A 23,802-nucleotide genomic window follows, 5' to 3' on the forward strand; every position below is an offset into this window, starting at 1 on the left:
GCTACGTGCGAGCGGTTGCCCGGACGTGGCGGGTACTGCCAGAGCGGACCTCGCTCAGCTCGAACCCACGGACGCGTAGCGGCGAGCGGACCGTTCACCGGGTGTGGGCGGCGAAGAATTCCCAGGCAAGGTCGGTTGCGCTGAGTCCGGCCGTCGGATCGGACATGGCGCCCTCTCCGCCGCCGGGCCACTCGTGTCCCATCCCGGGGAGCCGGTAGACGTGCACATCGCTGCCGTCGCGGCAGGTGGCTTTCGTGCGCGTGATGGCTTCGGTCAGGGTTTCCGGTGCACCCGGCGTACAAGCGCGGTTCTCCTGCCATCGGGTGATTCCGGCCTGGAACTGTTCGAAGTATCGATCCTTGCCGCCGAGGAAAGTGATCGTCGACACCGGTGTGCTCGGGGTGTAGCTCGGGTCGGCGGCCTTGGGCCCGATGAAGCCGCCGCTCACCGGCGCGATGGCGGCGAAAGTGTCCGGCAGTTCGACCGCGAGTTTGTAGGACATGTCACCACCGTTGGACAAGCCGGTAGCGTAGACCCGTTTCGGGTCGGCTTTCCACGTGCCGATCAGCTCGGCGACAACGGTCCGGAGAAAGCCGACGTCGTCTTCGCTGCCGCAGCAGACCAGGGCGTTGTATGCCGAGGAGTAGCCGGCCGGGTAGACGACGAGCGCTTTCTCCTTGTCCGCCTTGGCGTTCCACTGACTGACCCGCGCGATCTGCGCGGGCTCGCCGGGGAAGGAATGCATGACGACGACGAGCGGTAGCGCGGCGAGCCCGTCGTGACCCGGTGGGGTGTGCACCACGTAACTGCGCGACTTGCCGCCGAATTCGAGTTGTACGGTGTGATCCTGGCCCGCCGCCACCGGTTCGGACGGCGGCGCGACGGAAGTAGCGGGCGTGGTCGGCTCGGTGCGCGGTGTCTGCGAGCTCGTGCATGCCGCGCTGCCGACCGCGCATACGAGCATGCCCACGACGGCCAACAACTGAAGCCGACTCATCGAATCACTATGTCACGAAATGGTTTTCCGCGTGGTCGGTTGTGCCTACCTCGCGCTGATGGTCAGCCCGTCGCGCGGTGTCGCGCCTCCTCGGTCACCACGACGCCGGCGCGCAGGTGCAGGTGGTGGTCCGCGCGGGCGGCTTCCGCGGCGTCGTGGGTGGCCTGCAGCACGGTTACGCCGGCGGCGCTGATCTCGCGCAGGATGCGTGAGATCTCCTGCTGGGTAGCCGAATCCAATCCGGCGGCCGGTTCGTCGAGTAGGAGCATCTCGGCTTCCTGGGCGAGCGCGCGGGCCAGCAGCACGCGCTGACGTTGGCCGCCGGAAAGGTCGTCCAGTCTGCGGGCTGCCAGTTCGGCGAGGTCGAGCCGGTCGAGGCAGGTGTCGACGAGGTCACGATCGGCGCGGGTCAACCGCCGCCACGGACCCCGATGCGCCCACCGTCCCATGGCCACCGTCTGGCGCACGGTGATCGGCAGCGTCGGCGGCACGCTGGTGTGCTGCACCACGAACGCGGGCCGGTGCCGGTAGGTGTGCGAGACCGTCCCCGCGGTCGGGGCGAGCACTCCGGCGAGGACCGCGAGCAGGGTCGACTTCCCGGAACCGTTCGGCCCGACCAGGGCGGTGACCTTGCCCAGGGGAATCTCGGCGGTCACGTCGTGCAGGACGGCACGGCCGCGATAGCCCGCGAACAGACCGGACAGCCGGATCGCGACGGGATCGGGGGTAGGGGACATCACACCTCACTTGTAATGACAATCATTTTCATTCTACTGTATGTCCCATGGATTGGCTGTTCGCCCCGTTCGAGGTGGCTTTTGTGCAACGGGCGCTCTGGAGCGGCCTGCTCGTCTCGGGTATCTGCGCCCTGGCAGGCACGTGGGTCGTCGTGCGCGGCATGGCCTTTCTGGGGGATGCGATGGCGCACGGCATGCTGCCCGGCGTCGCGGTGGCGTCGCTGGTCGGCGGGAATCTGCTGATCGGTGCGGCGATCAGTTGTCTCGCAATGGCTTTGGGTGTCTCGGCGTTGGGCCGTAATCGGCGGCTGTCGGCGGATACCGGCATCGGATTGCTGTTCGTCGGCATGCTCGCGGCGGGCGTGGTCATCGTGTCGCGGTCGCGGTCGTTCGCGGCGGATCTGACAGGGTTCCTGTTCGGTGACGTATTCGCCGTGCGCACAACGGATCTGGTGTATCTCGTGGTGGCATTGGCACTCGCGGGTCTGCTCGCCGTGCTCGGTCATCGCGCGTTCGTCGCGTCGACGTTCGATGCGCGCACCGCGCACACCCTCGGATTGCGGCCGCGGCTCGCGCACGTGACGTTGGTGGGCTTGGTGACGCTGGCCATCGTGGCGTCGTTCCACATCGTCGGCACCTTGCTGGTTTTCGGGCTGCTCATCGCGCCCCCGGCGGCCGCGACCTACTGGGCCGACCGGATTCCGACGGTGATGGCACTGGCCGCGGTGCTCGGCGGGATCGCCACGGTGACGGGGCTGCTGATCTCCTGGCACGCGGGCACGGCGGGCGGGGCCACTATCGCCGCCGTGGCGGTGGGACTGTTCTTTCTGTCCGCGCTGGCGGCTTCGCTCCGTGACCGATTGCGCGGCAAAGGTGTTCGCACGGCTGCGGCGACCGCGAGCGCGTTGGCCGTGCTTCCGCTGGCCGGGTGCGCGACAGCCACGGAGTCACCGGCCGCGGTCGAAACGCCGCACGGTTACGTGGCCGGCGCCGAGGAGACGGCCGAGCCGCAGTCGCGGCTGGTTCTCGCCGACCGGAGCACGGGTGCGATCCAGGTCCTGGATCTCACCACCGAGAAGGTGGTGGATGTGGCTGAGTCGGCGGGCGTGCGCGCTATCGCCGGTGACGGGCGCTACGGCTATGTGAGCGCGGCGAATTCGACGCGCATCGTGGACAGCGGCAGTTGGCTGGTCGACCACGGTGATCACGTGCATTACTACCGCGCTCCGATCCGCGACGTCGGTACGATCGACGGACAGGTGAGCGCCGCACACAGCGATCCCGCGGTGGCCGCGTTGCAGCTCGACGGTGGCGCGACGCTGGTGCTCGATCGCGCCGCGCTCGATCAAGGCTCGATCGTCGAGCGGGTCCGGATCGCCGACGGCGCCGCGCTGCCCTATGCCGAGCATCTGCTGGTGGCCACGGGTTCCGGGGTGCAGGTCCGCACCCGCGACAACGCCGCGGTCGGCGCGATCGCCGAACCGTGCCCGGACCCGCGCGGGCAATCGGTGACCCGCCGCGGTGTCGTATTCGGTTGTGCCGACGGTGCTCTCGTCGTGACGCGGCAAGGCGGCGAGTTCGTCGGTGAGAAGATCCGCTACCCGCAGGACGCCGGTGCGCGGGCCACGGCGTTCACCCATCGTCCGGGTAGCGCGACGCTCACCGCACCCGCCGGGCAGCAGGGCCTCTGGCTGCTCGACGTGCGGAAGCGGCGATGGACACTGGCCCCGATCGGCCCGGTCGTCGCCGTGAACACGGCAGGGGAGGGCGCGGCGATCCTGGCACTGACTCCCGACGGTGTGCTGCACGGTATCGATGCCGAAACCGGCAGGGAGACAAACCGGGTCGCCTTGCTCGAGCCGCTCGCGCCGGACGCCCCCGCCCCGGTGATTCTGGTCGACACCAACCGGGCCTACCTCAACGACGCGCCCCGGCGTCAGGTCTTCGAGATCGCCTACAACGACAATCTGCGCCTGGCCCGCACCCTCGGTGTCGGCCTGGCCCCGGCTCATATGGTGGCGGCGGGCGAATGAAAACTCTTATACGACTTCTCATTACGTTGTCGATGACCCTGCCCCTGGTCGCCGCGTGCACCGGGGGTGGCGGTGACCGTACCGGGATAGTGGTCACCACCAACATCCTGGGGGATCTCACCCGAGCCGTCGCCGGCGACGCCGCCGAGGTGACCGTGCTGATGCCGCCGAACGCCGACCCGCACTCGTTCGCGGTCTCTGCACAGCAGGCCGCGAAACTCGATCGGGCCGCATTGGTGGTGCACAACGGCCTCGGCCTCGAGGAAGGGGTCGCGCGGCATGTGGCTGCGGCGCAGAGCGCAGGCGTCCCGGCCCTGGCCGTCGGCGAGCACGTCGACCCGATCAGCTACACCTCGGACGAATCCGCGGGCCGACCCGACCCACACTTCTGGACCGACCCCAAGCGGGTGCGCGCGGCGGTGTCGGCGATCTCCGCGGCGGTCCTCGCGCACGTCGACCGAGTGGACGCGGCGGCGATCCGCGCGAACACCGATCGCTATCTCGCCGAGCTCGACCGGCTCGATCAGTGGGTCACCGAACAGTTCGCCGGCCTCCCCGCCGAACGTCGCAAGTTGGTCACCAACCATCACGTCTTCGGTTATCTCGCACAGCGTTTCGGCTTCCAGGTGGTCGGCGCGGTGATCCCCTCCGGCACCACCCTCGCCTCGCCGAGTTCCTCGGATCTCAGCGCACTGGCCAATGCCGTCCGCACGGCGGGCGTCGGCGCGATCTTCGCCGACTCGTCGCAGCCGGACAAGCTGGCCCGGGTACTGGCCGAGCACGCCGGTGTGCACGTGCAGGTGATCGCGCTGCACACCGAGTCGTTGACCGAACCCGGCGGCGGCGCCGGCACTTTCCTCGAGATGACCCGCGCCAACACCGCGGCCATCGTACGCGGCCTCGCCGCGCCGACAGCCTGACCTTTTCACGAGAAACACGGAGTAGCAATGCATATATGGTCACGCGCCGCCAAGCCGGTCGCCCTGTCCGGCATCGTCGCCGCGCTCGTCGCGGTGAGCGGTTGCGGCACAGCTGATTCGAAGAACGCCGCGGCGCCTGCGCCGGGCGCCGAGCCGATCGCGGTCACATTCGACGGCGGCATCTACGTCCTGGACGCGACAACGCTGGCGAAGACCGGTGAGACGCGCCTGGAGGGATTCAACCGGCTCAACCCGGCCGGGAACAACCGGCATCTGCTGGTGTCGGTCAAAGACGGATTCCGGGTGTTCGACGCGGTGACCGCCGAGTTCACCGGGACCGAATTCCCCGCCGCCAAGCCGGGACACGTCGTGCGGCACGCGGGCCGCACCGTGCTGTTCGCCGACGGCAGCGGCGAGGTCACCACCTTCGACCCCGCCGCGCTCGGCGGCGGCAAGCCGGCCACTGAGGGGTATCGCGCCGCCGCACCGCATCACGGGGTGGCGGTGGAACTGGCGAACAAGGACCTGGTCGTCACCCTCGGTACCGAGGAGAAGCGGGTCGGCGCCGTGGCATTGGACAAGCAGCGCAAGGAAATCGCGCGCAACGAGGACTGCCCCGGTGTGCACGGTGAGGCGGCCGCCAAGGACGAGGCGGTCGTGATCGGTTGCCAGACGGGCGCTCTCGTGTTCCGCAACGGCGCTTTCACCAAGGTTGCCAGTCCCACCCCGTACGGCCGGATCGGCAACGCCGCGGGCAGCGATCTCTCGCCGATCGTGCTCGCCGACTACAAGCAGGACAAGGACGCCGAACTCGAGCGGCCGCAACAGGTTTCGCTCATCGATACGGTGTCGGGCACATTGCGGCTGGTCGACCTCGGCACCAGCTACACCTTCCGGTCCCTGGCTCGCGGACCGCTCGGCGAGGCGCTGGTCCTCGGCACCGACGGCCGGCTGCACGTCATCGATCCCGTCGCGGGCACCGTCACCCGGTCGATCCCGGTGCTTTCGCCCTGGCAGGAACCACTGAAGTGGCAGGAGGCGCGGCCCGCCCTGTTTGCCCGCGACGGCATGGCCTACGTCTCGGACCCGGCGACCAAACAGGTCCATCGAGTCGATCTCGCCACCGGTGCGGTGGCGGCCACCGTGACGCTGCCCGCCGCCCCGAACGAACTGAGCGGAGTCGTCGGCCACTGACCCGGCGCAGACTTGCGCGTTGCCGCGCTAAACGTCTCGGTTCGGTCCGTAGAGCCGCGCGACATCGGGGGAGTCGAGCCACTTGGAGTAGGTGGGCGACTGGGGCCAGCCGTCCGGGGAATCCTGCCATTCCTCCTGGCGGCCCCACGGCAGGATGTCGACCAGCGCGAAGGTGTAGCTGAGCTGTTCGGTGCCGCGGCCGTTGGTGTGCCAGGTGCGGAAAACCTTGTCGCCGTCGCGCAGGAAGACGTTCACCCCGAAGCCCCCGCCGGGCGGTGCGTCCACGTCGGCGCCGAACGAGCTCTCCGAGCAGGAGTACCAGTCCATCTGGTTGCCGACCTTGGTCTTGTAGGCCAGCGCTTCTTCGATGGGTCCGTTGGTGACGACGACGAAGCGCGCGTCGTAGTTGTCCAGCAGATCCAGGCGGACGTACTGCGAGGTGAGCCCGGTGCAGCCGCCGCACTGCCATTGTGCGCCGTCGGACCACATGTGGTTGTAGACGATGAGCTGGGAGCGCCCGTCGAATACGTCGACCAGCCGGATCGGGCCGTCCGGGCCGATCAGCGTGTAGTCCGGGAGTGCGACCATCGGCAGGCGGCGGCGCTGCGCGGCGATGGCGTCGAGTTCACGAGTGGCGGCCTTCTCCCGCGCCCGCAGGTCATCGAGCGCGGCCTGCCAGGTCTGCCGGTCGACGATGGGAGGCAAGGCGGTGGTCTTTTCAGTCATGATGTGTAGACCGGATACGGCTGTGAAATTCATCGCTTCGGGGCGGGGGTGTGGACGCACCGAGGGCAGCGCACCTGATGTGGCTGCCCTCGGTGTGAGTTGTGGTGTGGTCAGCGCATAGCGCTGCGGCGGCCGGTGACGAGCCCGACCAGGAACAGCAGGATCACCGCGCCGCCGAGGCAGGTGAAGAAGCTGAACCACAGGCCGCCGCCTTCGACGTCGACCCCGAGCAGCTTGAGCAGGAAGCCGCCGAGCAGGCCACCGACGACGCCGACCACGATGTTCAGCAGGATGCCCTGCTGTGCGTCGGTCTTCATGAATTTGCTGGCGATCCAGCCCGCCAGTCCGCCGATGATGATCCAACCGATGATGCCGAGTCCGAGCATTGCGAACGTCCCTTTCGTGTCCAGCGGCCTCGGTGCGCGGGCCGCGTTCGTCGCTGGACATACCCCGCATGTTCGCCGTCAACCACCGATCTTCAGTCGGTCTGCCGACGGGCCGGTTCGAGGAATTCGGCCAGCGCGGCGGTGTCGTGCAGGTAGCTCTCGTAGGGAAAGTCGGCGTCCAGTTCGGCGGCATAGGGGTTGCGGGTGGCGTGGACGGTCTCGCGGCCCGTTTCGGTAGTGCTGACCAGGCGTCGTCGTTTGTGCGCGGGGTCGATGTCGACCCGCACGAGGCCGGCCTTTTCCAGTGGGCGCAGCGCTCGGCTGATCGCCGGATCGGACACCGCCAGCGCTTGCGCGAGCCGATGCTGGGTCGCCGGCTCGATGTCCTGCAACGTCGTGAGCAGCCGCAGTTGGCGGTGACTCAACCCACAGTCGTCCATGCGTCGTCGTGTCGCTTTGTCGACCAAACCTGCGACGCGGTGCAGCAGGTCCGCGAGTCCGTCGTCCATGTTCACGACCGGGTCAGGCCGCGGAACCGGCTGATGACGCGGCCACCGAAGGCGGCGGCGAGCGGCGCGAAAAGCCACACCACCCACACGTCGGAGGTGAGCCACGCCAGAGCGGCGGTGACGGCGAAAGTCGTTGCCACGGCGTATGATCCGTCCGCGTTCACGCGGAGGTCGGCGGCGGTGATCTGCTCGGCCAGCACGGCCTTGCGGGCCGCGATCTCCTTCACCACCGCCTCACTGGCGAACAGTGCCGCGGCCACGCCCGCGAACATGCAGACGGCGAGCTGGTTGCCGGGAGCGCCGCCGAACACCGCGGTGACGAACGGCAGCAGCGTCGCGAACAGCAGCATCGGCGCGTGCGCGGCCAGGGTGTACCGATCGACCCGTTCCGCCTGGTAGATGAGCACATGGTGACGCCGCCACACCGACCACAGCAGGCAGAACGCCAGCAGCAGCGCCACGAACGAGGACCGCTCGTGCCAGAGGAAGTCGGCCAGCGCGGCGGCGTCGGTCACGTCATCGTGCTTCGGCCGCTCCAACTCGATCGCCAACAGGGTGATCGCGATGGCGAGTACGGCGTCGACGAAGGCGCCGATCCGATGCGGCGGCCACCCAGCCTCGAGGACGCCCGCGTCCCTCTGCTCCTCCATAGTCCTGCCCTTCGGTTCCCAGTTGTATACGTGCCCGCGCCTTAGTCTTGCATAGTTAATATTAACAGGGCAAGACGGAGGTCCGCTGGAAATGGTGCGTATCGGCTTGGCTCATCCGCCCCTGTTCCCGCCGAGATCGGACTGGTCGTACTCGAACACGAACTACGTACTGGCGGGGATGATCATCGAGCAGGTCACCGGCCAGGCTCCCCGAGCAGCGGTCGAACAGCGCATCATTGCGCCGCTCGGCCTCGATGACACCACCGTTCCCATCCGTACCGCCCTCGAAACGGCCCTCTGTGCCGGCGTCCCCACCAAATCTCAATCCTGACCACGCGCCGGCGCTGCTGTGTTGATACGCGTTGAGGCCGAACGGGTTTCGTGCACTGTCATTCGGTACCTGATCGCGGGCGCAGGCCGCGGGTCAGGTTGGTCACCGTTTCCTCCAGAAGGTCATCGATCGCGTCGGTGGCAACAATTCCCGCGACGACGAAGCTCGCCAGGCCCTGGAGGGCTATCGCAACGGTCAAGCCGATCCGCAAGGGCTCGCCATCGATGATCTCGCCTCGCTTCTGCGCGTCCATCGTGAGGGCCATCGGCACCGCGAACGCGCTCGCCACGGCCGTGCCGATTTCGACACTGGACTCGAGGCTGTGCTTGCGTGCGAACATCAAGGTGAGCAGCGCGGGGTTCGCTAAAGCGAAATCGAGATAAGTACGTGCCATCAGGCGGAAGCGGCCCTCGAACGGCAACGGGGCCGCTGCGGCGGCGAGACCGTCGAACGTGTCGCCGATTCGCTGGAACCCTTTCACCGCCAAGGCATCGAGGAGGGCCTGCTTGTCCGCGAAATGGCGGCTGGGTGCGTTATGCGTCACCCCTACGTCGCGAGCAAGCCCGCGGAGGGACAGTTGTTCGACATCATGCTCGCGCAGCGCCTGCTCGGCGCGTTCGAGCAGGCGATTCCGCAGGTCACCGTGATGGTAAGGGCGGTCGGCGCACACGGCGAAACAGTAGCATAATGTGGTCATTAGCCACATGCTCGACTTTCGCGTCGGCCACTGCGGCTTCCCGGGACTCGCGGGTGGCTCAGGCGGGGCCGCTGGTCGCGACCGTAGCGGTCGCGAAGTATCGCAGTACGTTCGCGGATGTGATATGCGGGCGCCAAAGGCTGGTACGTATGTAGCCCCTTGCGCCGAGTGCGTGGTCGAGAGCGATGAGCGAGATCGGGCTCCCGGGGTGCGTGCACACGGTGTCCGACCATCCGCACATCGCGGGGGTGTCGGACGCGTGATCGGTTGTGCAGTAGAATATTTCGTCACTGTAGAGGTCGGCGACCGCGCAGTCGGCCGCCAAGCGGGCGATGACATGTAGATCGAGAGTCTTTCGTCCCGTCCTCGCTCGACTGTGCCGTGCTGCGATCGACTGGCGACCCGCCCCGATGTCGAGGTGAGCGGCGGACGTTGTGGCGCTCATGTCGGCGCGCCCGTTGCTGCTGTGTCGGGGTAGCGGGCAAGACTGATTTCGCGAAACATGGCATCAATGTAGGCATTGACCACCGCTGTGGTCAATGCCTACATTCAAGGCGGTCATATCAGCCCTTAAAGCTCGATTTATGGCATCTGAGCTGCCGTTTAAGTGGGCAACGCTATGTGGGCTGTGTCTACATCTAAGTCTTGCCAGGGCTGGTCGTGGTCGCTAATGTGGGCGTCGTCCACATATCGGCATCCCATCGGCACCTGTCGCGGGTGAGTAGCCATATCGCTCGGTGCCGACCTTCCGTCGGTGCGGCGGGTGGCGTCTGCCAGAAGGAGTTATCCGTGCACGGAATCCATCCACTCGAAACTCGGACGCCGGTCGAGCGTGGGCGCGCGCCTGCGGTGACACTGACGACGGTCTGTATTGCCCTGTTCATGCTGCTGCTCGATGTCTCGATCGTCGCGGTCGCGCTGCCGGACATCCAGCGGGACTACGACGCGGATCTATCTGCGCTGCAATGGATTGTCGACGCCTACACGGTGCCCATCGCGGTCCTGCTGCTGACGATCGCGGTCGCCGGAGACCGATATGGCCGCAAGACCTTCTTTCTGGCCGGCCTCGCTGTCTTCACCGTGGCCTCGGGCGCTTGTGCGTTGGCGCCGAATATCCTGATGCTCAACGTGTTACGTGCGGTGCAGGGCTGCGGCGCCGCCGCGATGATGGGGCTCGCGCTGCCGTTGATCTCGGCGGCCTTTCCCGCGGCCGCCGGACGTGCCAAGGCGATCGGTATCTACGGCGCTGTCATGGGCCTGGCAACGGCGTCGGGCCCGGTCGTCGGCGGCGTCCTGGTCGAATACCTGGACTGGCGATGGATCTTCCTGATCAATCTTCCCATCGGGGCGATTGCTCTCGTACTGGCTCGGCGGATCCCGAACAGCAAAGACACACAGGCATTTTCCCTCGACATCACGGGTACCGTGCTCGCGACCGTGGCGTTGCTGGCCGCCGTCCTGGCGCTGGTGAACGGCAACGGATGGGGATGGTCCGACACCAAGACGATTACGCTGTTCGCTGTCGTCGCGGCGGCGTCGCTGTTGTTCGTCTTCGTCGAGTTGCGCACGCCGGACCCGATGGTCGACCTGCGGCTGATCGCACGACCGGAGTTCGCCGCGATCTGCGTACCCGGGTTGATCGCCTTCGCCACCGTCACCGCGGCTGGAAACTATCTCGCGCTGTATTTCGTGAACACGCTACATATGTCGGCCATCCACACCGGTTTGGCGCTGGTGCCGATGTCGGCGGGCGCGTTGATCACGGCGCCGATCGTGTCTGCGTTGCAACGGTTCTTGCCCAACATGCTCTGGTACGCACTCGGACTGGCCGCGATCGCGGGCGGTACCGCATCGGCCATTCATGTTACCGCCGATGACACTTGGACCCATTTCGTGCCGGCGCTCATCTGCGCCGGTATCGCGCTCGGCATCATCGTGCCGACCACGTCGGAAGCCGCGCTTCGCGTCGCTGCCAATGTGCGGCCCGGCATGACCAGCGGCGTGGCCTCGACCGCGCGGCAGATCGGTACCGCTCTCGGTGTCGCGACCCTCGGCGCGGTCTTCGGTTCGACGGTCAGATCCAGCGCCGAGGAATCCCTGCGCGCGTACCCGCAGATTCCGGACCAACTCGCTCGCGGAGCCGTCGATGTGCTGGCAGCGGGCGGATCGGTCGACTCAGCAGCCGCCGTGTCTCGTATGCCACGCACGCTGGTCGATCCGCTGGTCATCGCTGGTCGTCAGGCCAGCGCCGACGGCATGGGGGCAATTCTGGCCACCTCGGCCCTGCTCGCCGCATGCGGAATCGTCGTGCTGTTCCTGTTGGCCATCGTCTCTCGGTGCGCCGGTAGGGGATTCGGTCCCCGTGCAAAACAGCTTCGCGGTGCCGTCTTGCTGGCGGTGGTCGCGTTGGCCGGTGCGCAGGTGCTCGCGGTATCGGAAGTGCGTGCGGCTCCGGACCCGGTGCCCGTCGCGCCGGCGCCTGATCGCCCACTGTTGCCGGAGCAAGACCCTGCCTTCTATCGACCAGCCGTGCAGCGATACGCCGCGCTCGCCCCCGGCGAAATCATCATGGCCCGCCAGATCCACCCGGCGAACTTCTCGGCGGTTGCCTTGAATGTCGATGCGTGGCAGCTGTCCTTCCGCTCGACGAACAGCCGCAACGAGCCGATACCCGCGGTGGCCACGGTCTTGAAGCCGCAGGGAGCGGCCGCGGATCGCCCTTTGCTGTCATTTCAAATGGCAGAAGATTCTCTCGGCAGCTGGTGTGCGGGTTCCTACACTGTGCAGTCCGGCTCGGAGTCGAGCGTGATCACCGGCCAGAATGCGACTGCGGTGGAGTTCCTGTGGGTCGCTCATGCCGCGTTGGCGATGGGATGGGCCGTCGTCATTCCCGACCATCAAGGACCGGACTCAGCCTTCGCGGCAGGTCCGTTGGCAGGCCGGATCACGCTCGACGGCATCCGCGCGGCAGAGCACTTCGCGCCGATGGAGTTATCGGGAGCGGCAACCCGGGTCGGCATGTTCGGCTACTCCGGCGGAACGATTCCCACCGGGCACGCTGCGGAGCTGCATGCGACTTACGCCCCTGAACTCGACATTCTCGGCGCAGCAGAAGGGGGCACCGTCGCGGACCTTCGTCCGGTAATCGAGTTGGCCAGTGGGAGAGTCTTTTCCGGTCTTGCACTGGCCGCGATCATCGGTACAGGCCGGGAGTATCCGGAATTGTCCGGCTGGCTGAACGAACATCTCGACCCGCTCGGCCGAACCCTGGTGAACGCGAAGCAGAACCTCTGCGGCACTTACGGTGTCGTCGTCGCGCCGTTCGTCGACATATCCGGTCTACTCGGCGGGGCCGACCTGCTGACCGATCCGATCCCTGCCTCGGTATTCGAGCAGAACACAATGGGCAAGACGGTGCCGGATCTACCCCTGTACATCTTTCAGTCCAACCCGGACTACGTGGTCCCCGTCGGTCAGGTGAATACCCTCGTCGACACCTACTGCCAGGATCCTGCGGCGCGGGTGCTGTATACACGTGACCATTTCAGCGAGCACGCAAGCATGGAATTGATCGGGACGCCCCGAGCCCTGCTGTGGTTGCGCGACAGGTTCGCCCGGATCCCCGCGGATCGCGGCTGCACAACCCACGATGTCGGCTCGATGGCCTTGGATCCCGTCACGATGCAGCAATGGACGTCGATGGTCGGCACCGCAATAGCCGGCCTGTCCGGTGCGGCAATCGGAGAATAGGCAGAACGCGCAGGCCATCGGGCGGACCTAGCGGGCGCGCTCGAGGATCTCGGCCAGCCGGATCGTGTCGCGCAGGTAGCGCTCGTAGGGAAAGCCCGCCGCGAGCAGGCCGTTGCGCAGTTCGTCGTAGAGCGGCTTACCGCTCGTGTGGAAGGCGTTGCGGCCTGCTTCGGTGGTGCTGACCAGTCGTCGTCGCCCGTGTTCCGGGTCGGGGGTGATCCGGATCAGCCCGGCTGCCTCCAGCGGGCGCAGGGCCCGGCTGATCGCCGGGTCGGACACCGAAAGCGCTTGCGCCAGTTGGTGCTGGGTCATCGGTTCGTTCTCTTCGAGGGTGCCGAGCAGCCGCATCTGGCTGTAGCTCAACCCGCCGGAACTGTCCACCCGCCGCCGCGTGGCTTCGCCGAGCAAGAACACCACGCGATGCAGTAGATCACCGAGTCCATCATCCATGGGGCGAGTTTACCAGTATCTTTACTGGTTAATATTAACGTCACAATTCTAGCCTGTCCATTCGCCGTGTGCGCTCACCCCGCCTGCGGTGCGGAAGCCCGCGTTGCCCATGGTGGCATCGGGGGCGTTCGAGGAGCGGGCGGCATTGCGGTATCTGGAACAGTAGCTGTCGTGGCAGAGGTACGAGCCGCCGCGCAGTACCCGTGACTGTCCGGCGGACGCGCCTTGCGGATCGCGCACGTGCTCTGCTCGGGCGTCGTGGCCATAGGTGTTGGGGGAGAACCGATCCGAGCACCACTCCCAGACGTTGCCCGCCATCTGCCACAGCCCGTACCCGTTGGGCCGGTACGAGCGCACCGGCGCGGTGGTCAGGTACCCGTCCTCCTGCGTGTTGTCGGTCGGGAACGTGCCCTGCCAGATATTCGCGCGCCACTCGCCGCCGGCGCCCGGGGCCTCGTCGCCCCACGGATAGCGCGCCCCGAGCAGACCGCCGCGGGCGGCGAACTCCCACTCCGCCTCGGTCGGGAGGCGCCGTCCGGCCCACTCGCAGTAGGCGACGGCGTCGAACCAGGACACGTGCACGACCGGGTGCTCGGCACGGTCGGCGATGCTCGAATGCCGTCCTTCCGGATGTCGCCAATCGGCGCCCCGCACATCGATCCACCACGGTGCCCGCGGGTCACTGCCGAGCAGATCCCCCGGCTCGGCGGCCAAGGCGAGGTGGAACACGGGGGAGCAGCCGAATCTTTCTGCGTCACTTACATATCCGGTCTCCCCGGTGAACGCTTTGAACGCGGCGTTGGTGACGGTGGTCGTGTCGATCGTGAACGGCGAGAGTGCCACGGTGTGCACGGGCGTCTCGCCGTCGGCGTGAAATCCGTCGTGGTGCGGATCGCCCATCTCGAAGATGCCGCCGGGCAGGTGCGCCTGTTCGATCAGGTGCCGTGCGGGGCTCATTCGGCCGCCGTGGTTCGGGCCCGTTCGGCCAGCAGAGCGCGTTGCCGTTCGACGTCACGCGGATAGGTGCGATAGAGCAGGGTGCAGAACGCGGCGTTGACGAGCATGAGAATGCCTGGGATCCACAGCATCACCCCGCGCAGGCCGATCACGTCGGTGAGCAGTCCGGCGGCGAGGTTGAACAGCGCGTAGGCGAGGCCCTCGAACACCGACAGCAGCAATGCGAAAGCGGCGCCGCGCATTTCGGGCGGCACGACCGCGGCCACGATGGGCCGGTTCACCCCCGGGTTCAGACCCTGCAGGAAGCCCAGGACCGCCCAGAAGCCGGCGAAGATCTCGATGCCGCCCCAGTCGTGCTGGGTGCCGATCAGAGCGACGGCCCCGAAACCGAGCTGGGCGAACTGCAGGACGATGACGCGTCCGGTCCTGGGCAGCCGGTTCTGCAGGAAGTCGGTGGCCAGACTGCCGCCGAAAGTGCCGAACAGGTAGCCGATGCCGAAGGGCAGGGTGACGATCGCGGCGACCGCGGTGGTGAAGCCGTAGGTGTGCACGAGGAAGACGATGCCGAAGCTCGCGATCAGCAGGTGACCCGAGATCAGCCGTTGGATCAGCATGAGCACGAATGTCGGAATCCGCAGCATCAAACGTACTTTGGCCCAGGTGATCTGATTGTCGTCGGTGGGCGGCGCGGTGGTTTCGCTGGCGCCGACGGCGGGGTCGGTGAAGAACACGGCCAGCAGCACGGCGGTCAGCACGGTGATGGCGCCCCAGGCGAAGAACCCGTAGCGCCAGCCGTCGGGCACCCGTGACAACTGCCCGATCAGCGGCCCGAGCAGCGAGCCGAGCAGCGAGATCACGCCCCAGGTGTAACCATTGGCGCGACCGCGGGATTCGTCGTCGAACAGGTCGGCGGTGATCTCGCTGGCGATCGGCAGTGCGGCGGCGATGAACACGGCCGACAGCCCGTACAGCACGATGAGCTGCGCGTAGTTCTGTGCGAGTCCGGTTGCGGCAGTTGCGATTCCGGCGAGCCCGGAGGCGATCGCAAAGGCGACTTTGCGGTTCGTCCGGCGGGCCACCCACGCCCACAGCGGTCCGCAGACGACGCTGATGAACTTCCCGATCGAGGTCAGATAGCCGACCGCCGCCGCGGGGGCGGCGACCGCGGTGACGATGACCGGGGCGAGGGTGCTGAGCACGCTGGACTCGTTGTTGTCGGCCCAGAGCGGTGCGACGACGAGGGCGAGTTTGCGCCAGCGGTGCGGGACGTGCGAAGCGGTGGGTGCCGGGATCGCCGGTACAACGGTGTCTGTCATGGTGTGCCTCTTGTGGAGTGGAGAAGGCCGGTCAGCTTGCGGCCAGTGCCCGATCGAGCTGAAAGAGGATTCGCCTGGTCAGCATCGGGCTGAAGTCGGCCAAATCGAGCAGGGTGGCCGAGCCGGTCTGCGCGGCGATGTCGGCGACCGCCGGTCCGAGCGCGGACTCGACGATCGCGCGGGTCTTCGCGGCCGCGAGCAGATCGGTGATCGGTGTGTTCACGCCCGGGCGTCCAGTAGGGAAGTCCGTCGGGACCGGTAGCGGGGCAACGGCTTCCAGATAGGCCTGGATCTGGGCGCGCGCCAGTAGATGCCGCGAATCAGCGGGCCCGTCGAGCGGCAGGCCGAGCCGGGTGAATTGGGATTCCGGCGCATCGTTCGCCCGCATGAGCTCCAGCAGGAGCGTGACCATGCGCAACTCGAGCTCGTCGTCTATGAGCGGATTCTCTTGGTGCGGGTCGCTTTCCAGATCGAACAAGGCCGTACCGAAGGTGAACGGGTCGCCGACGGCGAAGCCGGGCACCCGCAGCACCGGAACATTCTTGGTGAACGGGAGCGGGTCGACGAGTTGTGCGTTCGCCAATTCCGCTGGGGTGAAACGGGAAGCCATGTGCGTGGGCATCAGGGTGTGCTCGAAAAGCGGCGTGTTGCCCGGTGCGGCCGGGGCGCGCAGGTACACATACCGCCCGTCGGTGACGTTGACGTGTCCGCCGAAGATGCCGAACAGCGCGCCGGTGCGGTGGGCGCCCGGCACCGGTTCGCGCAGCAGCGGCAGCAGGGACCGCCCGCGCATGTCGGGGGTCGGCTCCAGGCCGAAGAAGTCCAGCAGCGTGGGACCGAAGTCGATCGTCTGCACCAGTTCCGGGCAGGTGCCCGCCTGCGTACGTGCCACCGGATCCCAGACGAACAGCGGCGTATGGATGTTCTCGTCGTACCAGGGCTGCACGTTCTTGCCCCACCAGCCGTGTTCACCGAGCAGGAAGCCGTGGTCGGTGCACACGATGAGCAGCGTGTCGTCCCACAGGCTCAGCTCGTCGAAGAGGTCGAGAACCCGGCCCAGCGACACGTCGCACATGGTCAGCAGCGCGGCGTACTCGGCTCGCGTGCGCTGCACGGTTTCCGAATCTTCGGCCACCCGTTTGTAATCGGGCCAGGCCGGGGCCTCACCCGGGGTTCCCAGGGCAGGGTAGTGGCGCTTATGTTCGCGGTGGGAGAAGTACGGCTCGTGCGGGTCGAAGCACTCGATCTGCAAGAACCACGCGTCCTCGGTGTGATTGGCGCGGATGAACTCGAGCCCGGCGTGCACGGTCTTGATCTGTGGGTGATCGTCCGGTTCGGTCAGGTACTGCCGGTTCACCAGATCCTGTCGCCACAGCTGGTGGCGGACGCGGCGCGGGCTCTGCGGTTGCGGCGGATCGGCGACCTGGCCCTTCCACGCGTCGCCTTCTTGCCCGCGGAAGAACTCGAAGGTGCGGAACCGGGTGTGGTAGGTCGCTCCGCCGTCTTCCCAGTAGTGCGGATGATCGGTGACGAGGTGCGGATATATCCCAGCGGCGGAAAGCATTTCGGGCACCGAATCATCGAAGGGCTCCAGCGGGCCCCAGGACCGGTGCAGGAAGTTGTGGCGGCCGGTGTGCATCTCCCGGCGGGCGGGCATGCACGGCATCGAGCCGCCGTAGCAGTGGTCGAACCGCACGGTGCGCGCGGCTAGCCGGGTGAAGTGCGGGGCGTGCACCCGGTCCGCGCCGTAGGGTGGCAGGAGCCGGCGGTTGAGACTGTCGAACAACATCAGGACCGCGCGCATCAGCTGCTCGCTTTCGACCGGCCGGAGCGCTCGGTCGCCGCGGCGTCGGCGCGGGCCTGCATCACCTCCTGTAACTGCTCGAGCCACGCGATCCATTCGTCGATCTGCCGCTCACCTTGGCGCCGGATCTGGTGGGCGATGAAATCCAATGCCTCGGCATCGATTTCGGCGCGGTCGTCGTCGGTCTCGGTGTCGTACGGGCGGTTTCGGTTGAGCCGCACCTGTTCCCGGCGCGCGGTCAGTTCTTCGCGCACCAGGTCGAGCATGCCGGGTTCGCGCAGCATCATGCCCACGCGGAGCCGGAACGCGAACTCCGGATCCTGGAATCGGCGCGGCGGCACATACGCGGACCGCACCCAGCGCCGCAGCCGTTGCATCCCGGCGTCGGTGACGGTGTAGATCTTCGCGTCCGGTCCACCGTCGCGGGGATCTGTCCGCCATTCGACCGAGCCTTCGACCTGCATCCGGTTCAGTTCGCGGTAGATCTGGCTGCCATGGCGGTCCAGGCCGACGAACTTGCCTTCCACCTCGCACCACCGCTTGATGTCGTAGCCGCTCATGGCCCGGGCTGCCACCAGCCCCAGGAGCGGGAATTCGAGCTTCATCGCGCCCTCTCTGACTTAGGTGCGAATGCACCTAGGTGCAAAAGCATATAGCTCGGTCGGTGAGCGCGCTACCGGAAGACTTTGCTGCGAAGGTGATTTCGTCTCTCGGCCGCTACGCGTCGGCGGCGGCCCGATGCCGGTGGCACCGATTCCGCCGCGGATCGCGACTGTCCTGCTCATGCCCGCAGGCTGCCGACCTCGTTCGAGTTGCCCAACACGACTGCGCGGGTTGTGGTTTCGGGCCCGGCCAGGCGCTGCGAGTACCGGGCGAGGGCGATCAGCACCGCCGGGAAGAGCAGGTCGCAGACCAGGACGCCGCCGGTGTTGCCCGGCGCGTGGTCGCCGTGCGCGAACCACTGGTAGACGTGTCCGATCAGCGCGCCCCACAGGAACATTCCGGCACCGAGGCCGACGGTGATGCGTTCGCGGGCAGTGGCCGAGGGTGACGCGGCGCGAAAGCCCATCACGGCGAGTCCGAGGTTGGCGAAGGCGATTTCGAACTGGAACGGCGTGGCGGTGAAGCCGATGGACGTCGCCATCTGTTCGGGGATGGTCAGGAACGCGACCGTCATCCACAGGCTGCCGCAACCCAGCGCCGCGACGGCCCACCACCGCTGCCAGGTCTCCAGCGTGGCCTGACGGGAGGTGCTGTGCCGAGTCCGGACGACAGCGCCGACGACCGCGATGAGCGGCCAGATCAGGGGGAAGGCGGTCTGCGTGAGGTAAGTCGATGTGCTCATGCCCTAGAGTCTTGCATAGTTAATATTAACCACGCAAGACTTGATGAGAATCCACCCCGTCGGGTGGTAGTGGTGCCGTTCGGGATTGCCGACAATGGTGGGTGGTCTCGCGGTAGGGAGTCGGTCATGGACGAGCGGTCACCGAATCGGTGGATGGTAAAGACGATTCGCCGGATGACGGGCCGAGTGCCTGCCGCCGCGGTCGAAAGCTCTACGAGCCAGAGCGCGGCCGCGCCGATCGCGGTGGCGCCGGGCCGACTGCCGGTGCTGGGGCATCTGGTGCCGCTGCTGCGAGATCCGTTGGGGTTCATGACTTCTCTGCCCGCGCACGGTGATCTGGTCGGGATCGGACTCGGACCGATGACGGCGGTGGTGATCTGCGATCTCGAACTGACCAGGCAGGTCCTGCGTCAGGACCGCATCTTCGACAAGGGCGGGCCGCTGTTCGACAGCGGGCGCGAGCTGGTCGGGGAGGGCCTGGCGACGTGCCCGCACGCGAAACATCGACGGCAGCGCCGGCTACTGCAACCAGCGTTCCATGCCAAGCGCCTCACCGGGTACACGCCCGTGATGGCCCAGAAGATCGCCGAACTGGTCGACTCCTGGCCGGACGGACAGGTCGTCGATGTGAAAGCCGAACTGCACACCTTCGCCGCCCGCGTGATCGCGGCGACCCTGTTCGATCAAGCGATCTCGGAGGCGACCCAGGAACGGCTGCTCCACGACGTCGAAGCCGTTTTCGCCGGTGCGATGCGGCACGCGATCGTGCCGGAATGGATGCGTCGGTGGCCGATCGTGGGCAACCGGGCCTGTATCGACGCGGCGGCCGAGGCGCGTGCCATCCTCGGGGAACTGGTGGCCGCGCGCCGCGCCGCGGGCGACGATCGCGGTGATCTGTTCTCGGCCTTGGTATTCGCCCGAGACAGTCAGGGCGGCGGGCAACTGACCGAAGGCGAGATCGTCGATCAAGTGCTCACGTTCTTCTTCGCGGGCACCGACACCAGTGCCGCGACATTGGCCTGGGCGCTGATCCTGCTCGACCAGCACCCCGAGTTCGCCGCCCGGGTGCACGCCGAGGTCGACTCGGTGCTGGCCGGGCGCTCCGCGGTCAGTGCGGACCTGCCGAGTCTTCAGTTCACCGGCCAGGTGATCGACGAAGTCCTGCGCCTGCACCCGCCGGGCTGGCTGCAGACTCGGACGGTGACCGAGGACACCGAACTCGGCGGGCACTCGCTGGTCGCCGGGACCACCGTCATCTACAGCTCGTACCTGATCCAGCATCGGGCCGACCTGTACCCCGACCCGGAACGTTTCGATCCGGACCGCTTCGCCGCCGACCGCGGCACGCCACCCGCGCGCGACACGATGCTGCCGTTCGCCGCCGGCGCCCGCAAATGCATCGGCGACACCTTCGCCCTGGCCGAAGCCACCCTCGCGTTGGCGACCATCGCCGCTCGATGGCAATTGCACACCGTCCCCGGCACCGACACCAGCCCCACCCTGGCCGTCGTGCCCCAACCTCGGCAATTGCGAATGAAAGTCACCGCCCGCGCGTCCCAGACCACCCGAACCAGCAGTACCGCCTGAGACCTGCCACCGCCGTCAGGCGGAACGGCGCCAACCAGGGGAGCCGCCCGTCGGCGAGCCCGCTGACCGCAGTTCGACAGTTCGCCCAGCGCCGAGCGCTGGGGCGAGCCGGTTACCGCGCTCGGACCGCTGGTGCAGTTCTTTCCACTGCTGGCCCATCAATTCCGCGGGGGATTCGGGCGCGATGAACCCGTCCAGTGACATGGATACGCTGAAGAAGACCTTTCCGGCCATCAGTTCTGCACACCTGCCGCGACGAGTGCGGTGACGTAGGCCGCGAGTGCGTCGAGGGTCTGGCGGCCGCCCTCGACAGCGTGGTACTTCTCGACCGCTTCGTCGCGTAATTGCTTGGTGGGAAACACTGTTCGCATCTCGATCCGGGTCGCCGCACCGTCCGGGGTGAACGTCAGGACCGACTCGAAGGCGTTCGGATCGTCGCTGGACTCGCCGTGCAGCATCGCGATCCGCGCCGGCGGGGTGATCTCGGTCCAGGCGATCCACTCCTGGTAGTCCGTCCCGTCCGGCCCGTGCATCACGAAATCCCAGGCGCCGCCTACGCGGAACTCGAATGCCCGCGTGGTGGTGGAGAACCCCTCCGGTCCCCACCACCGCGACAGATGCCGGACCGCGGTGAACGCCTCGAACACCAACTCCCTTGGGGCGTCGATGATCCGGCTGATCACGACCTCGCGTTCGGCGGTCGCCGACTGCGTTGTTCCGCCCGGTTCGCTCATCAGTTCTCCTTTTGCCTCTCCTGCTTCAGGTCCTGCACGTACTCGTCCAGCCGGTCGAAGCTCTCGTTCCAGAACCGCTCGAACCCGCCGGTCCATTCGTGCACCGGTCGTAGCCCGCGGGCGTGCAACCCGTACAGGCGTTGCTTGCCTGCCTTGCGATCCCGCACCAGCCCGACTTCTCGGAGCACCCGCAGGTGCTTGGACGCCCCCGGCTGGGTCATCCCCAGCTCCTGCGCCAGCTCACTCACCGGTCGCTCGCCCGCCCGCAACAGCATCAGGATGTCGCGGCGCTGCGGCTCGGCGATGGCGTTGAAGACGTCCGATGTGGTAGCTGCTCGTGCCATGAGCGCAATCATATTCCGATATGGGTATACGTCAAGCGCCGGTGAAATCTAGGATTGCCCGTGAGCCCGCAACGGTGGGCCCGCATAGATTGATGAGGAGCCGATTGTGTCGGACACGTTTGTCGTAGCTGCGCGAATTCCCATGGGGCGGGAGGCATTCGAGCAATGGCTGACCACACCGGCGCCGGGGACGGAGGTCATCGAGAATCCCGGCGCGATGTACGACCGCTGGTTCTGGGACGGGAAAACACCGGATTGGCGGCAGGCAGAGAGCGGGGTAACGCCCCGGGAGTACTTCGCCGACTGTTTCGGCGAGGACACCGGTGGACTGACGTATGTGCTCAGATACCGAGCGGGGGCGCTCGAGGCGTATCTGATGCACTTCGGGTTCTGTGCATCGAACATCTATACCGCGCTGGTGATGCTCGCCGCGGCAGGGCGATTGAGCTCCACGGCAGCACCGAGCACGGTCTTGTTCTGGGCAGAGACCAGCGGGTCGATGTTCGCGGCCGATTCGAACGGATGGCTGGCCACCCTGTCGGTGGGAATCGACGGCGCGCGGTTCACTGCCGATATCGATCTCACCGCGACGATCGCGCAGCTGCGGCCGGCCGAGGCGAGCTATTTCGATCTGCTCACCCGGTTGGCCGAGGTGCAGGAAGCTGTCGGCGGCGAAGGGGAGTCGAGCTTCGCCGCGATCGCGCGCGATCCACGATTCGTGGACGCCGCGGTGCTCGCCCGGAGTTGAGCACCCGGCACGGTGCCGCGCCTACGTTTCGTCAGTGCCGGGCATGCCTGGTTTCGTACCACTGGTCGCCGACCGGTTCGCCCGCCAAGTTCCAGCTCCACGACTCGACGGGTGTGATTCGCAGGTAGTGGCCGGGCCCTACCATACCCACGCGCTGGACCGGTGGTTCTGTACGACCGTACACGCGAATGCCACGGGCGACAAAGGGATCGAGGGAGACGAGATCATCGATGACGAGCGCGATTTCGGCGTTGCCCGCGCAGACATTGCGTGCCTTGCGCGTCCCGGGGAAGGTCGCGCCGCCGCCGACCCAGAAGTAGGCGCCATCGAATTCGAAGGCGACGGGGACGACGTCGGGCTGCCCGTTCGTGGCGCGGGTGGCCAGGCGCGCGACCGGCTGCGACCGGAGATACTCGACTTCTGCGTCGTTGAAGGTCATTGGCGGATTATGTCGCGCAACATCGAATCAAGTCGGGGTTCGCTCGGCTTCGGCGTTGCGTCACTCGATGACGCGCTCGCCGCGCTGAACCCGACCGAACGGCGCAAAGGTAAGACCGTTATTCGCTTGCGGCCCTATAGTGTTCGCGTACCCCGCGCTTCATGAGCGGCGCGCCCGCAGTATGCGGACCGGTCGCAGTGCCTGCGGATCGTCCTCGAACTCCGCGGACCCGCCGAGGTAACCGGCGATGAGGTCCGCGGCCGCGTGGTCTTCGACGTCCGTGAGGCCGAGCGCGCGCAATTGATCTGCGATGTCGTCCGGCGTGAAGTAGCTGAACCAAGGTTCGCCGACCGCCGCCGCCCGCTCTGCGCGTGCCAGCAACTCCGCGCGATTCGCACCGGTGTCCGCCAAGTAGTCGAAGATCACCTGGACCGGCGCTGCTTGACCGGCAAGGTATTCGAGGGTGGCACTGGCGGCCTCGGGAGTCAGATAGAAGACGACGCCGAGCCACACGAACACGGCGGGCTCGGACCGGCTGAATCCGGCCTCCGCCAATTGTGTTGCCAATAGGTCTGTTTCGAAGTCGACCGGTACGAAAGCCGACAGCTCAGGCAGGTCGATACCGGCCGCGGCCAGAAGTTGACGTTTCCATTTCTGGGTAGCGGGATGATCGACCTCGAACACCCGCAGTCCGGGATGCGGGTTGCGGTAGGCGAAGGTGTCCAGACCTGCGCCGAGGATCACGACCTGCCGCACGCCCTCCGCGACGGCTTCGGCCACCCGATCCTCGGCGAATCGGGAACGAGCGGCGAAGAACAGCCGCCGCGGCCGATCGCTGACGCCGAGCCGCAGTATTCCCAGGCCGTCATCACTCTCGGGACGAGCCGCTGACGACTGCCCCGCTTCCGTCAGCTCGTCCACCCCGACACCCAGCAGGCGCACAGCCAAGGGGTCCGTGAGAATCCTGGGCTGATCAGCGATTTGGTGATAGGCACGCGCGTAAGCAGTGGCGAGCGCGGTCCGGCTCGGTCCCTCATTCTCCATATTCGGAACCTACTCATGAAATCGGCGCGAGCACCATGAACTCGGCCACACCGGGTGTTTGCTGAGTCGGCAGGGGATGAACCACCTGGGGGCTTTGCCCGACA

General features: G+C 67.0%; 25 protein-coding genes and 1 pseudogene. 8 read left to right on the forward strand and 18 right to left on the reverse strand.

Annotated features, from left to right (window positions below):
* Positions 1-94: 94 nt before the first annotated feature.
* Positions 95-997: an alpha/beta hydrolase family esterase gene (locus tag NBRGI_RS39160; protein WP_235211262.1), complete on the reverse strand. Its 903-nt coding sequence runs from the start codon at positions 995-997 to the stop codon at positions 95-97.
* Between the two features lie 62 nt (positions 998-1,059).
* Positions 1,060-1,734, reverse strand: a complete 675-nt coding sequence (gene aztA / locus NBRGI_RS39165; protein WP_036562517.1) for a zinc ABC transporter ATP-binding protein AztA — start codon at positions 1,732-1,734, stop codon at positions 1,060-1,062.
* Between the two features lie 47 nt (positions 1,735-1,781).
* Here aztA and aztB point away from each other — a divergent pair, with 47 nt between their 5' ends.
* The 3 genes from aztB to aztD are packed head-to-tail and all read left to right on the forward strand — an operon-like array spanning position 1,782 to position 5,881.
* Entirely contained in the window at positions 1,782-3,767 is a 1,986-nt protein-coding gene (gene aztB / locus NBRGI_RS39170) for a zinc ABC transporter permease AztB (RefSeq protein WP_029902780.1), read from the forward strand.
* A gap of 32 nt (positions 3,768-3,799) precedes the next feature.
* Positions 3,800-4,687 (forward strand): zinc ABC transporter substrate-binding protein AztC, encoded by an 888-nt coding sequence (aztC, locus tag NBRGI_RS39175; protein WP_148311132.1) that lies wholly within the window; start codon positions 3,800-3,802, stop codon positions 4,685-4,687.
* A 27-nt stretch (positions 4,688-4,714) separates the two neighbouring features.
* Positions 4,715-5,881 (forward strand): zinc metallochaperone AztD, encoded by a 1,167-nt coding sequence (gene aztD, locus NBRGI_RS39180; RefSeq protein WP_029902784.1) that lies wholly within the window; start codon positions 4,715-4,717, stop codon positions 5,879-5,881.
* Positions 5,882-5,908: 27 nt separating this feature from the next.
* Here aztD and NBRGI_RS39185 read toward each other — a convergent pair whose 3' ends face one another.
* The 4 genes from NBRGI_RS39185 to NBRGI_RS46995 form a co-directional block, all read right to left on the reverse strand.
* Entirely contained in the window at positions 5,909-6,607 is a 699-nt protein-coding gene (locus NBRGI_RS39185) for a DUF899 domain-containing protein (RefSeq protein ID WP_029902786.1), read from the reverse strand.
* Between the two features lie 110 nt (positions 6,608-6,717).
* A complete protein-coding gene (locus tag NBRGI_RS39190) occupies positions 6,718-6,993 on the reverse strand; it encodes a GlsB/YeaQ/YmgE family stress response membrane protein (RefSeq protein WP_029902788.1) in 276 nt (91 codons plus the stop codon).
* A gap of 92 nt (positions 6,994-7,085) precedes the next feature.
* A complete protein-coding gene (locus tag NBRGI_RS39195) occupies positions 7,086-7,502 on the reverse strand; it encodes a MarR family winged helix-turn-helix transcriptional regulator (protein ID WP_029902790.1) in 417 nt (138 codons plus the stop codon).
* Between the two features lie 2 nt (positions 7,503-7,504).
* Entirely contained in the window at positions 7,505-8,152 is a 648-nt protein-coding gene (locus NBRGI_RS46995) for a TMEM175 family protein (protein WP_051728376.1), read from the reverse strand.
* A 91-nt stretch (positions 8,153-8,243) separates the two neighbouring features.
* On the opposite strand from NBRGI_RS46995, the gene NBRGI_RS39210 reads away from it, so the two are divergent.
* A complete protein-coding gene (locus tag NBRGI_RS39210) occupies positions 8,244-8,483 on the forward strand; it encodes a serine hydrolase (protein ID WP_029902793.1) in 240 nt (79 codons plus the stop codon).
* A 58-nt stretch (positions 8,484-8,541) separates the two neighbouring features.
* Here NBRGI_RS39210 and NBRGI_RS39215 read toward each other — a convergent pair whose 3' ends face one another.
* Positions 8,542-9,153, reverse strand: coding sequence for a TetR/AcrR family transcriptional regulator (locus NBRGI_RS39215; protein ID WP_200882285.1), 612 nt, complete (start codon positions 9,151-9,153; stop codon positions 8,542-8,544).
* 876 nt (positions 9,154-10,029) lie between these two features.
* Between NBRGI_RS39215 and NBRGI_RS50115 the strand changes: the two are divergent.
* Together NBRGI_RS50115 and NBRGI_RS50120 are read left to right on the forward strand one after the other, a co-directional pair.
* Positions 10,030-11,208 (forward strand): annotated as a pseudogene (locus NBRGI_RS50115) (MFS transporter); the annotation flags it as partial.
* Between the two features lie 369 nt (positions 11,209-11,577).
* Positions 11,578-12,930, forward strand: coding sequence for a lipase family protein (locus tag NBRGI_RS50120; RefSeq protein WP_441921187.1), 1,353 nt, complete (start codon positions 11,578-11,580; stop codon positions 12,928-12,930).
* A 27-nt stretch (positions 12,931-12,957) separates the two neighbouring features.
* Here the strand turns inward: NBRGI_RS50120 and NBRGI_RS39230 are convergent, their stop codons facing one another.
* The 6 genes from NBRGI_RS39230 to NBRGI_RS39255 form a co-directional block, all read right to left on the reverse strand.
* Positions 12,958-13,380 (reverse strand): MarR family winged helix-turn-helix transcriptional regulator, encoded by a 423-nt coding sequence (locus NBRGI_RS39230; RefSeq protein ID WP_029902801.1) that lies wholly within the window; start codon positions 13,378-13,380, stop codon positions 12,958-12,960.
* A 48-nt stretch (positions 13,381-13,428) separates the two neighbouring features.
* Positions 13,429-14,337 (reverse strand): formylglycine-generating enzyme family protein, encoded by a 909-nt coding sequence (locus NBRGI_RS39235; RefSeq protein WP_036562518.1) that lies wholly within the window; start codon positions 14,335-14,337, stop codon positions 13,429-13,431.
* Positions 14,334-15,653 carry an MFS transporter gene (locus NBRGI_RS47005; protein WP_051728377.1) on the reverse strand — a complete coding sequence of 440 codons (1,320 nt, stop codon included), beginning with the start codon at positions 15,651-15,653 and terminating at the stop codon, positions 14,334-14,336. The genes NBRGI_RS39235 and NBRGI_RS47005 overlap by 4 nt, the downstream gene beginning before the upstream one ends.
* Before the next feature lie 31 nt (positions 15,654-15,684).
* Complete coding sequence (locus tag NBRGI_RS39245) at positions 15,685-17,457, reverse strand: sulfatase-like hydrolase/transferase (RefSeq protein WP_029902807.1); 1,773 nt, start codon at positions 17,455-17,457, stop codon at positions 15,685-15,687.
* Positions 17,457-18,062 carry a PadR family transcriptional regulator gene (locus NBRGI_RS45760; protein WP_051728378.1) on the reverse strand — a complete coding sequence of 202 codons (606 nt, stop codon included), beginning with the start codon at positions 18,060-18,062 and terminating at the stop codon, positions 17,457-17,459. Before NBRGI_RS45760 ends, NBRGI_RS39245 begins: the two co-directional genes overlap by 1 nt.
* 176 nt (positions 18,063-18,238) lie before the next feature.
* Entirely contained in the window at positions 18,239-18,802 is a 564-nt protein-coding gene (locus NBRGI_RS39255; RefSeq protein WP_029902810.1) for a DUF6790 family protein, read from the reverse strand.
* A 174-nt stretch (positions 18,803-18,976) separates the two neighbouring features.
* On the opposite strand from NBRGI_RS39255, the gene NBRGI_RS39260 reads away from it, so the two are divergent.
* On the forward strand, positions 18,977-20,389 hold the full coding sequence (locus NBRGI_RS39260) for a cytochrome P450 (protein ID WP_235211263.1): 1,413 nt from the start codon (positions 18,977-18,979) through the stop codon (positions 20,387-20,389).
* Positions 20,390-20,404: 15 nt separating this feature from the next.
* Here the strand turns inward: NBRGI_RS39260 and NBRGI_RS48845 are convergent, their stop codons facing one another.
* The 3 genes from NBRGI_RS48845 to NBRGI_RS39270 are packed head-to-tail and all read right to left on the reverse strand — an operon-like array spanning position 20,405 to position 21,467.
* On the reverse strand, positions 20,405-20,623 hold the full coding sequence (locus NBRGI_RS48845) for a hypothetical protein (RefSeq protein ID WP_081878430.1): 219 nt from the start codon (positions 20,621-20,623) through the stop codon (positions 20,405-20,407).
* Positions 20,623-21,123, reverse strand: a complete 501-nt coding sequence (locus tag NBRGI_RS39265; RefSeq protein ID WP_029902814.1) for an SRPBCC family protein — start codon at positions 21,121-21,123, stop codon at positions 20,623-20,625. The genes NBRGI_RS48845 and NBRGI_RS39265 overlap by 1 nt, the downstream gene beginning before the upstream one ends.
* Positions 21,123-21,467: an ArsR/SmtB family transcription factor gene (locus NBRGI_RS39270; protein WP_029902816.1), complete on the reverse strand. Its 345-nt coding sequence runs from the start codon at positions 21,465-21,467 to the stop codon at positions 21,123-21,125. The genes NBRGI_RS39265 and NBRGI_RS39270 overlap by 1 nt, the downstream gene beginning before the upstream one ends.
* 106 nt (positions 21,468-21,573) lie before the next feature.
* Here NBRGI_RS39270 and NBRGI_RS39275 point away from each other — a divergent pair, with 106 nt between their 5' ends.
* Positions 21,574-22,215, forward strand: a complete 642-nt coding sequence (locus NBRGI_RS39275) for a hypothetical protein (RefSeq protein WP_148311134.1) — start codon at positions 21,574-21,576, stop codon at positions 22,213-22,215.
* Positions 22,216-22,246: 31 nt separating this feature from the next.
* On the opposite strand, the gene NBRGI_RS39280 is transcribed toward NBRGI_RS39275, so the two are convergent.
* Both NBRGI_RS39280 and NBRGI_RS39285 read right to left on the reverse strand, forming a co-directional pair.
* A complete protein-coding gene (locus tag NBRGI_RS39280) occupies positions 22,247-22,654 on the reverse strand; it encodes a PPOX class F420-dependent oxidoreductase (protein ID WP_029902820.1) in 408 nt (135 codons plus the stop codon).
* A 159-nt stretch (positions 22,655-22,813) separates the two neighbouring features.
* The gene (locus NBRGI_RS39285) at positions 22,814-23,698 is read right to left on the reverse strand and encodes a class I SAM-dependent methyltransferase (protein WP_029902822.1); all 885 of its coding nucleotides are present in this window, start codon (positions 23,696-23,698) and stop codon (positions 22,814-22,816) included.
* Positions 23,699-23,802: the final 104 nt, after the last annotated feature.

It is taken from the genome of Nocardia brasiliensis IFM 10847, from assembly GCF_000710915.1.
Classification (GTDB): Bacteria; Actinomycetota; Actinomycetes; order Mycobacteriales; family Mycobacteriaceae; genus Nocardia; species Nocardia brasiliensis_A.

Coding starts and splice junctions, on each gene's coding strand:
- aztD (WP_029902784.1), top strand. CDS start 4,715: ATGCATATATGGTCACGCGCCGCCAAGCCGGTCGCCCTGTCCGGCATC.
- NBRGI_RS39185 (WP_029902786.1), bottom strand. CDS start 6,607: ATGACTGAAAAGACCACCGCCTTGCCTCCCATCGTCGACCGGCAGACC.
- NBRGI_RS39195 (WP_029902790.1), bottom strand. CDS start 7,502: ATGGACGACGGACTCGCGGACCTGCTGCACCGCGTCGCAGGTTTGGTC.
- NBRGI_RS39285 (WP_029902822.1), bottom strand. CDS start 23,698: ATGGAGAATGAGGGACCGAGCCGGACCGCGCTCGCCACTGCTTACGCG.
- NBRGI_RS39230 (WP_029902801.1), bottom strand. CDS start 13,380: ATGGATGATGGACTCGGTGATCTACTGCATCGCGTGGTGTTCTTGCTC.
- NBRGI_RS39160 (WP_235211262.1), bottom strand. CDS start 997: ATGAGTCGGCTTCAGTTGTTGGCCGTCGTGGGCATGCTCGTATGCGCG.
- NBRGI_RS39235 (WP_036562518.1), bottom strand. CDS start 14,337: ATGAGCCCCGCACGGCACCTGATCGAACAGGCGCACCTGCCCGGCGGC.
- NBRGI_RS39190 (WP_029902788.1), bottom strand. CDS start 6,993: ATGCTCGGACTCGGCATCATCGGTTGGATCATCATCGGCGGACTGGCG.
- NBRGI_RS39265 (WP_029902814.1), bottom strand. CDS start 21,123: ATGAGCGAACCGGGCGGAACAACGCAGTCGGCGACCGCCGAACGCGAG.
- NBRGI_RS46995 (WP_051728376.1), bottom strand. CDS start 8,152: ATGGAGGAGCAGAGGGACGCGGGCGTCCTCGAGGCTGGGTGGCCGCCG.
- NBRGI_RS39280 (WP_029902820.1), bottom strand. CDS start 22,654: ATGACCTTCAACGACGCAGAAGTCGAGTATCTCCGGTCGCAGCCGGTC.
- aztC (WP_148311132.1), top strand. CDS start 3,800: ATGACCCTGCCCCTGGTCGCCGCGTGCACCGGGGGTGGCGGTGACCGT.
- NBRGI_RS39245 (WP_029902807.1), bottom strand. CDS start 17,457: ATGCGCGCGGTCCTGATGTTGTTCGACAGTCTCAACCGCCGGCTCCTG.
- NBRGI_RS39260 (WP_235211263.1), top strand. CDS start 18,977: ATGACGGGCCGAGTGCCTGCCGCCGCGGTCGAAAGCTCTACGAGCCAG.
- NBRGI_RS47005 (WP_051728377.1), bottom strand. CDS start 15,653: ATGACAGACACCGTTGTACCGGCGATCCCGGCACCCACCGCTTCGCAC.
- aztA (WP_036562517.1), bottom strand. CDS start 1,734: ATGTCCCCTACCCCCGATCCCGTCGCGATCCGGCTGTCCGGTCTGTTC.
- aztB (WP_029902780.1), top strand. CDS start 1,782: ATGGATTGGCTGTTCGCCCCGTTCGAGGTGGCTTTTGTGCAACGGGCG.
- NBRGI_RS48845 (WP_081878430.1), bottom strand. CDS start 20,623: ATGGCCGGAAAGGTCTTCTTCAGCGTATCCATGTCACTGGACGGGTTC.
- NBRGI_RS45760 (WP_051728378.1), bottom strand. CDS start 18,062: ATGAAGCTCGAATTCCCGCTCCTGGGGCTGGTGGCAGCCCGGGCCATG.
- NBRGI_RS39270 (WP_029902816.1), bottom strand. CDS start 21,467: ATGGCACGAGCAGCTACCACATCGGACGTCTTCAACGCCATCGCCGAG.
- NBRGI_RS39210 (WP_029902793.1), top strand. CDS start 8,244: ATGGTGCGTATCGGCTTGGCTCATCCGCCCCTGTTCCCGCCGAGATCG.
- NBRGI_RS39255 (WP_029902810.1), bottom strand. CDS start 18,802: ATGAGCACATCGACTTACCTCACGCAGACCGCCTTCCCCCTGATCTGG.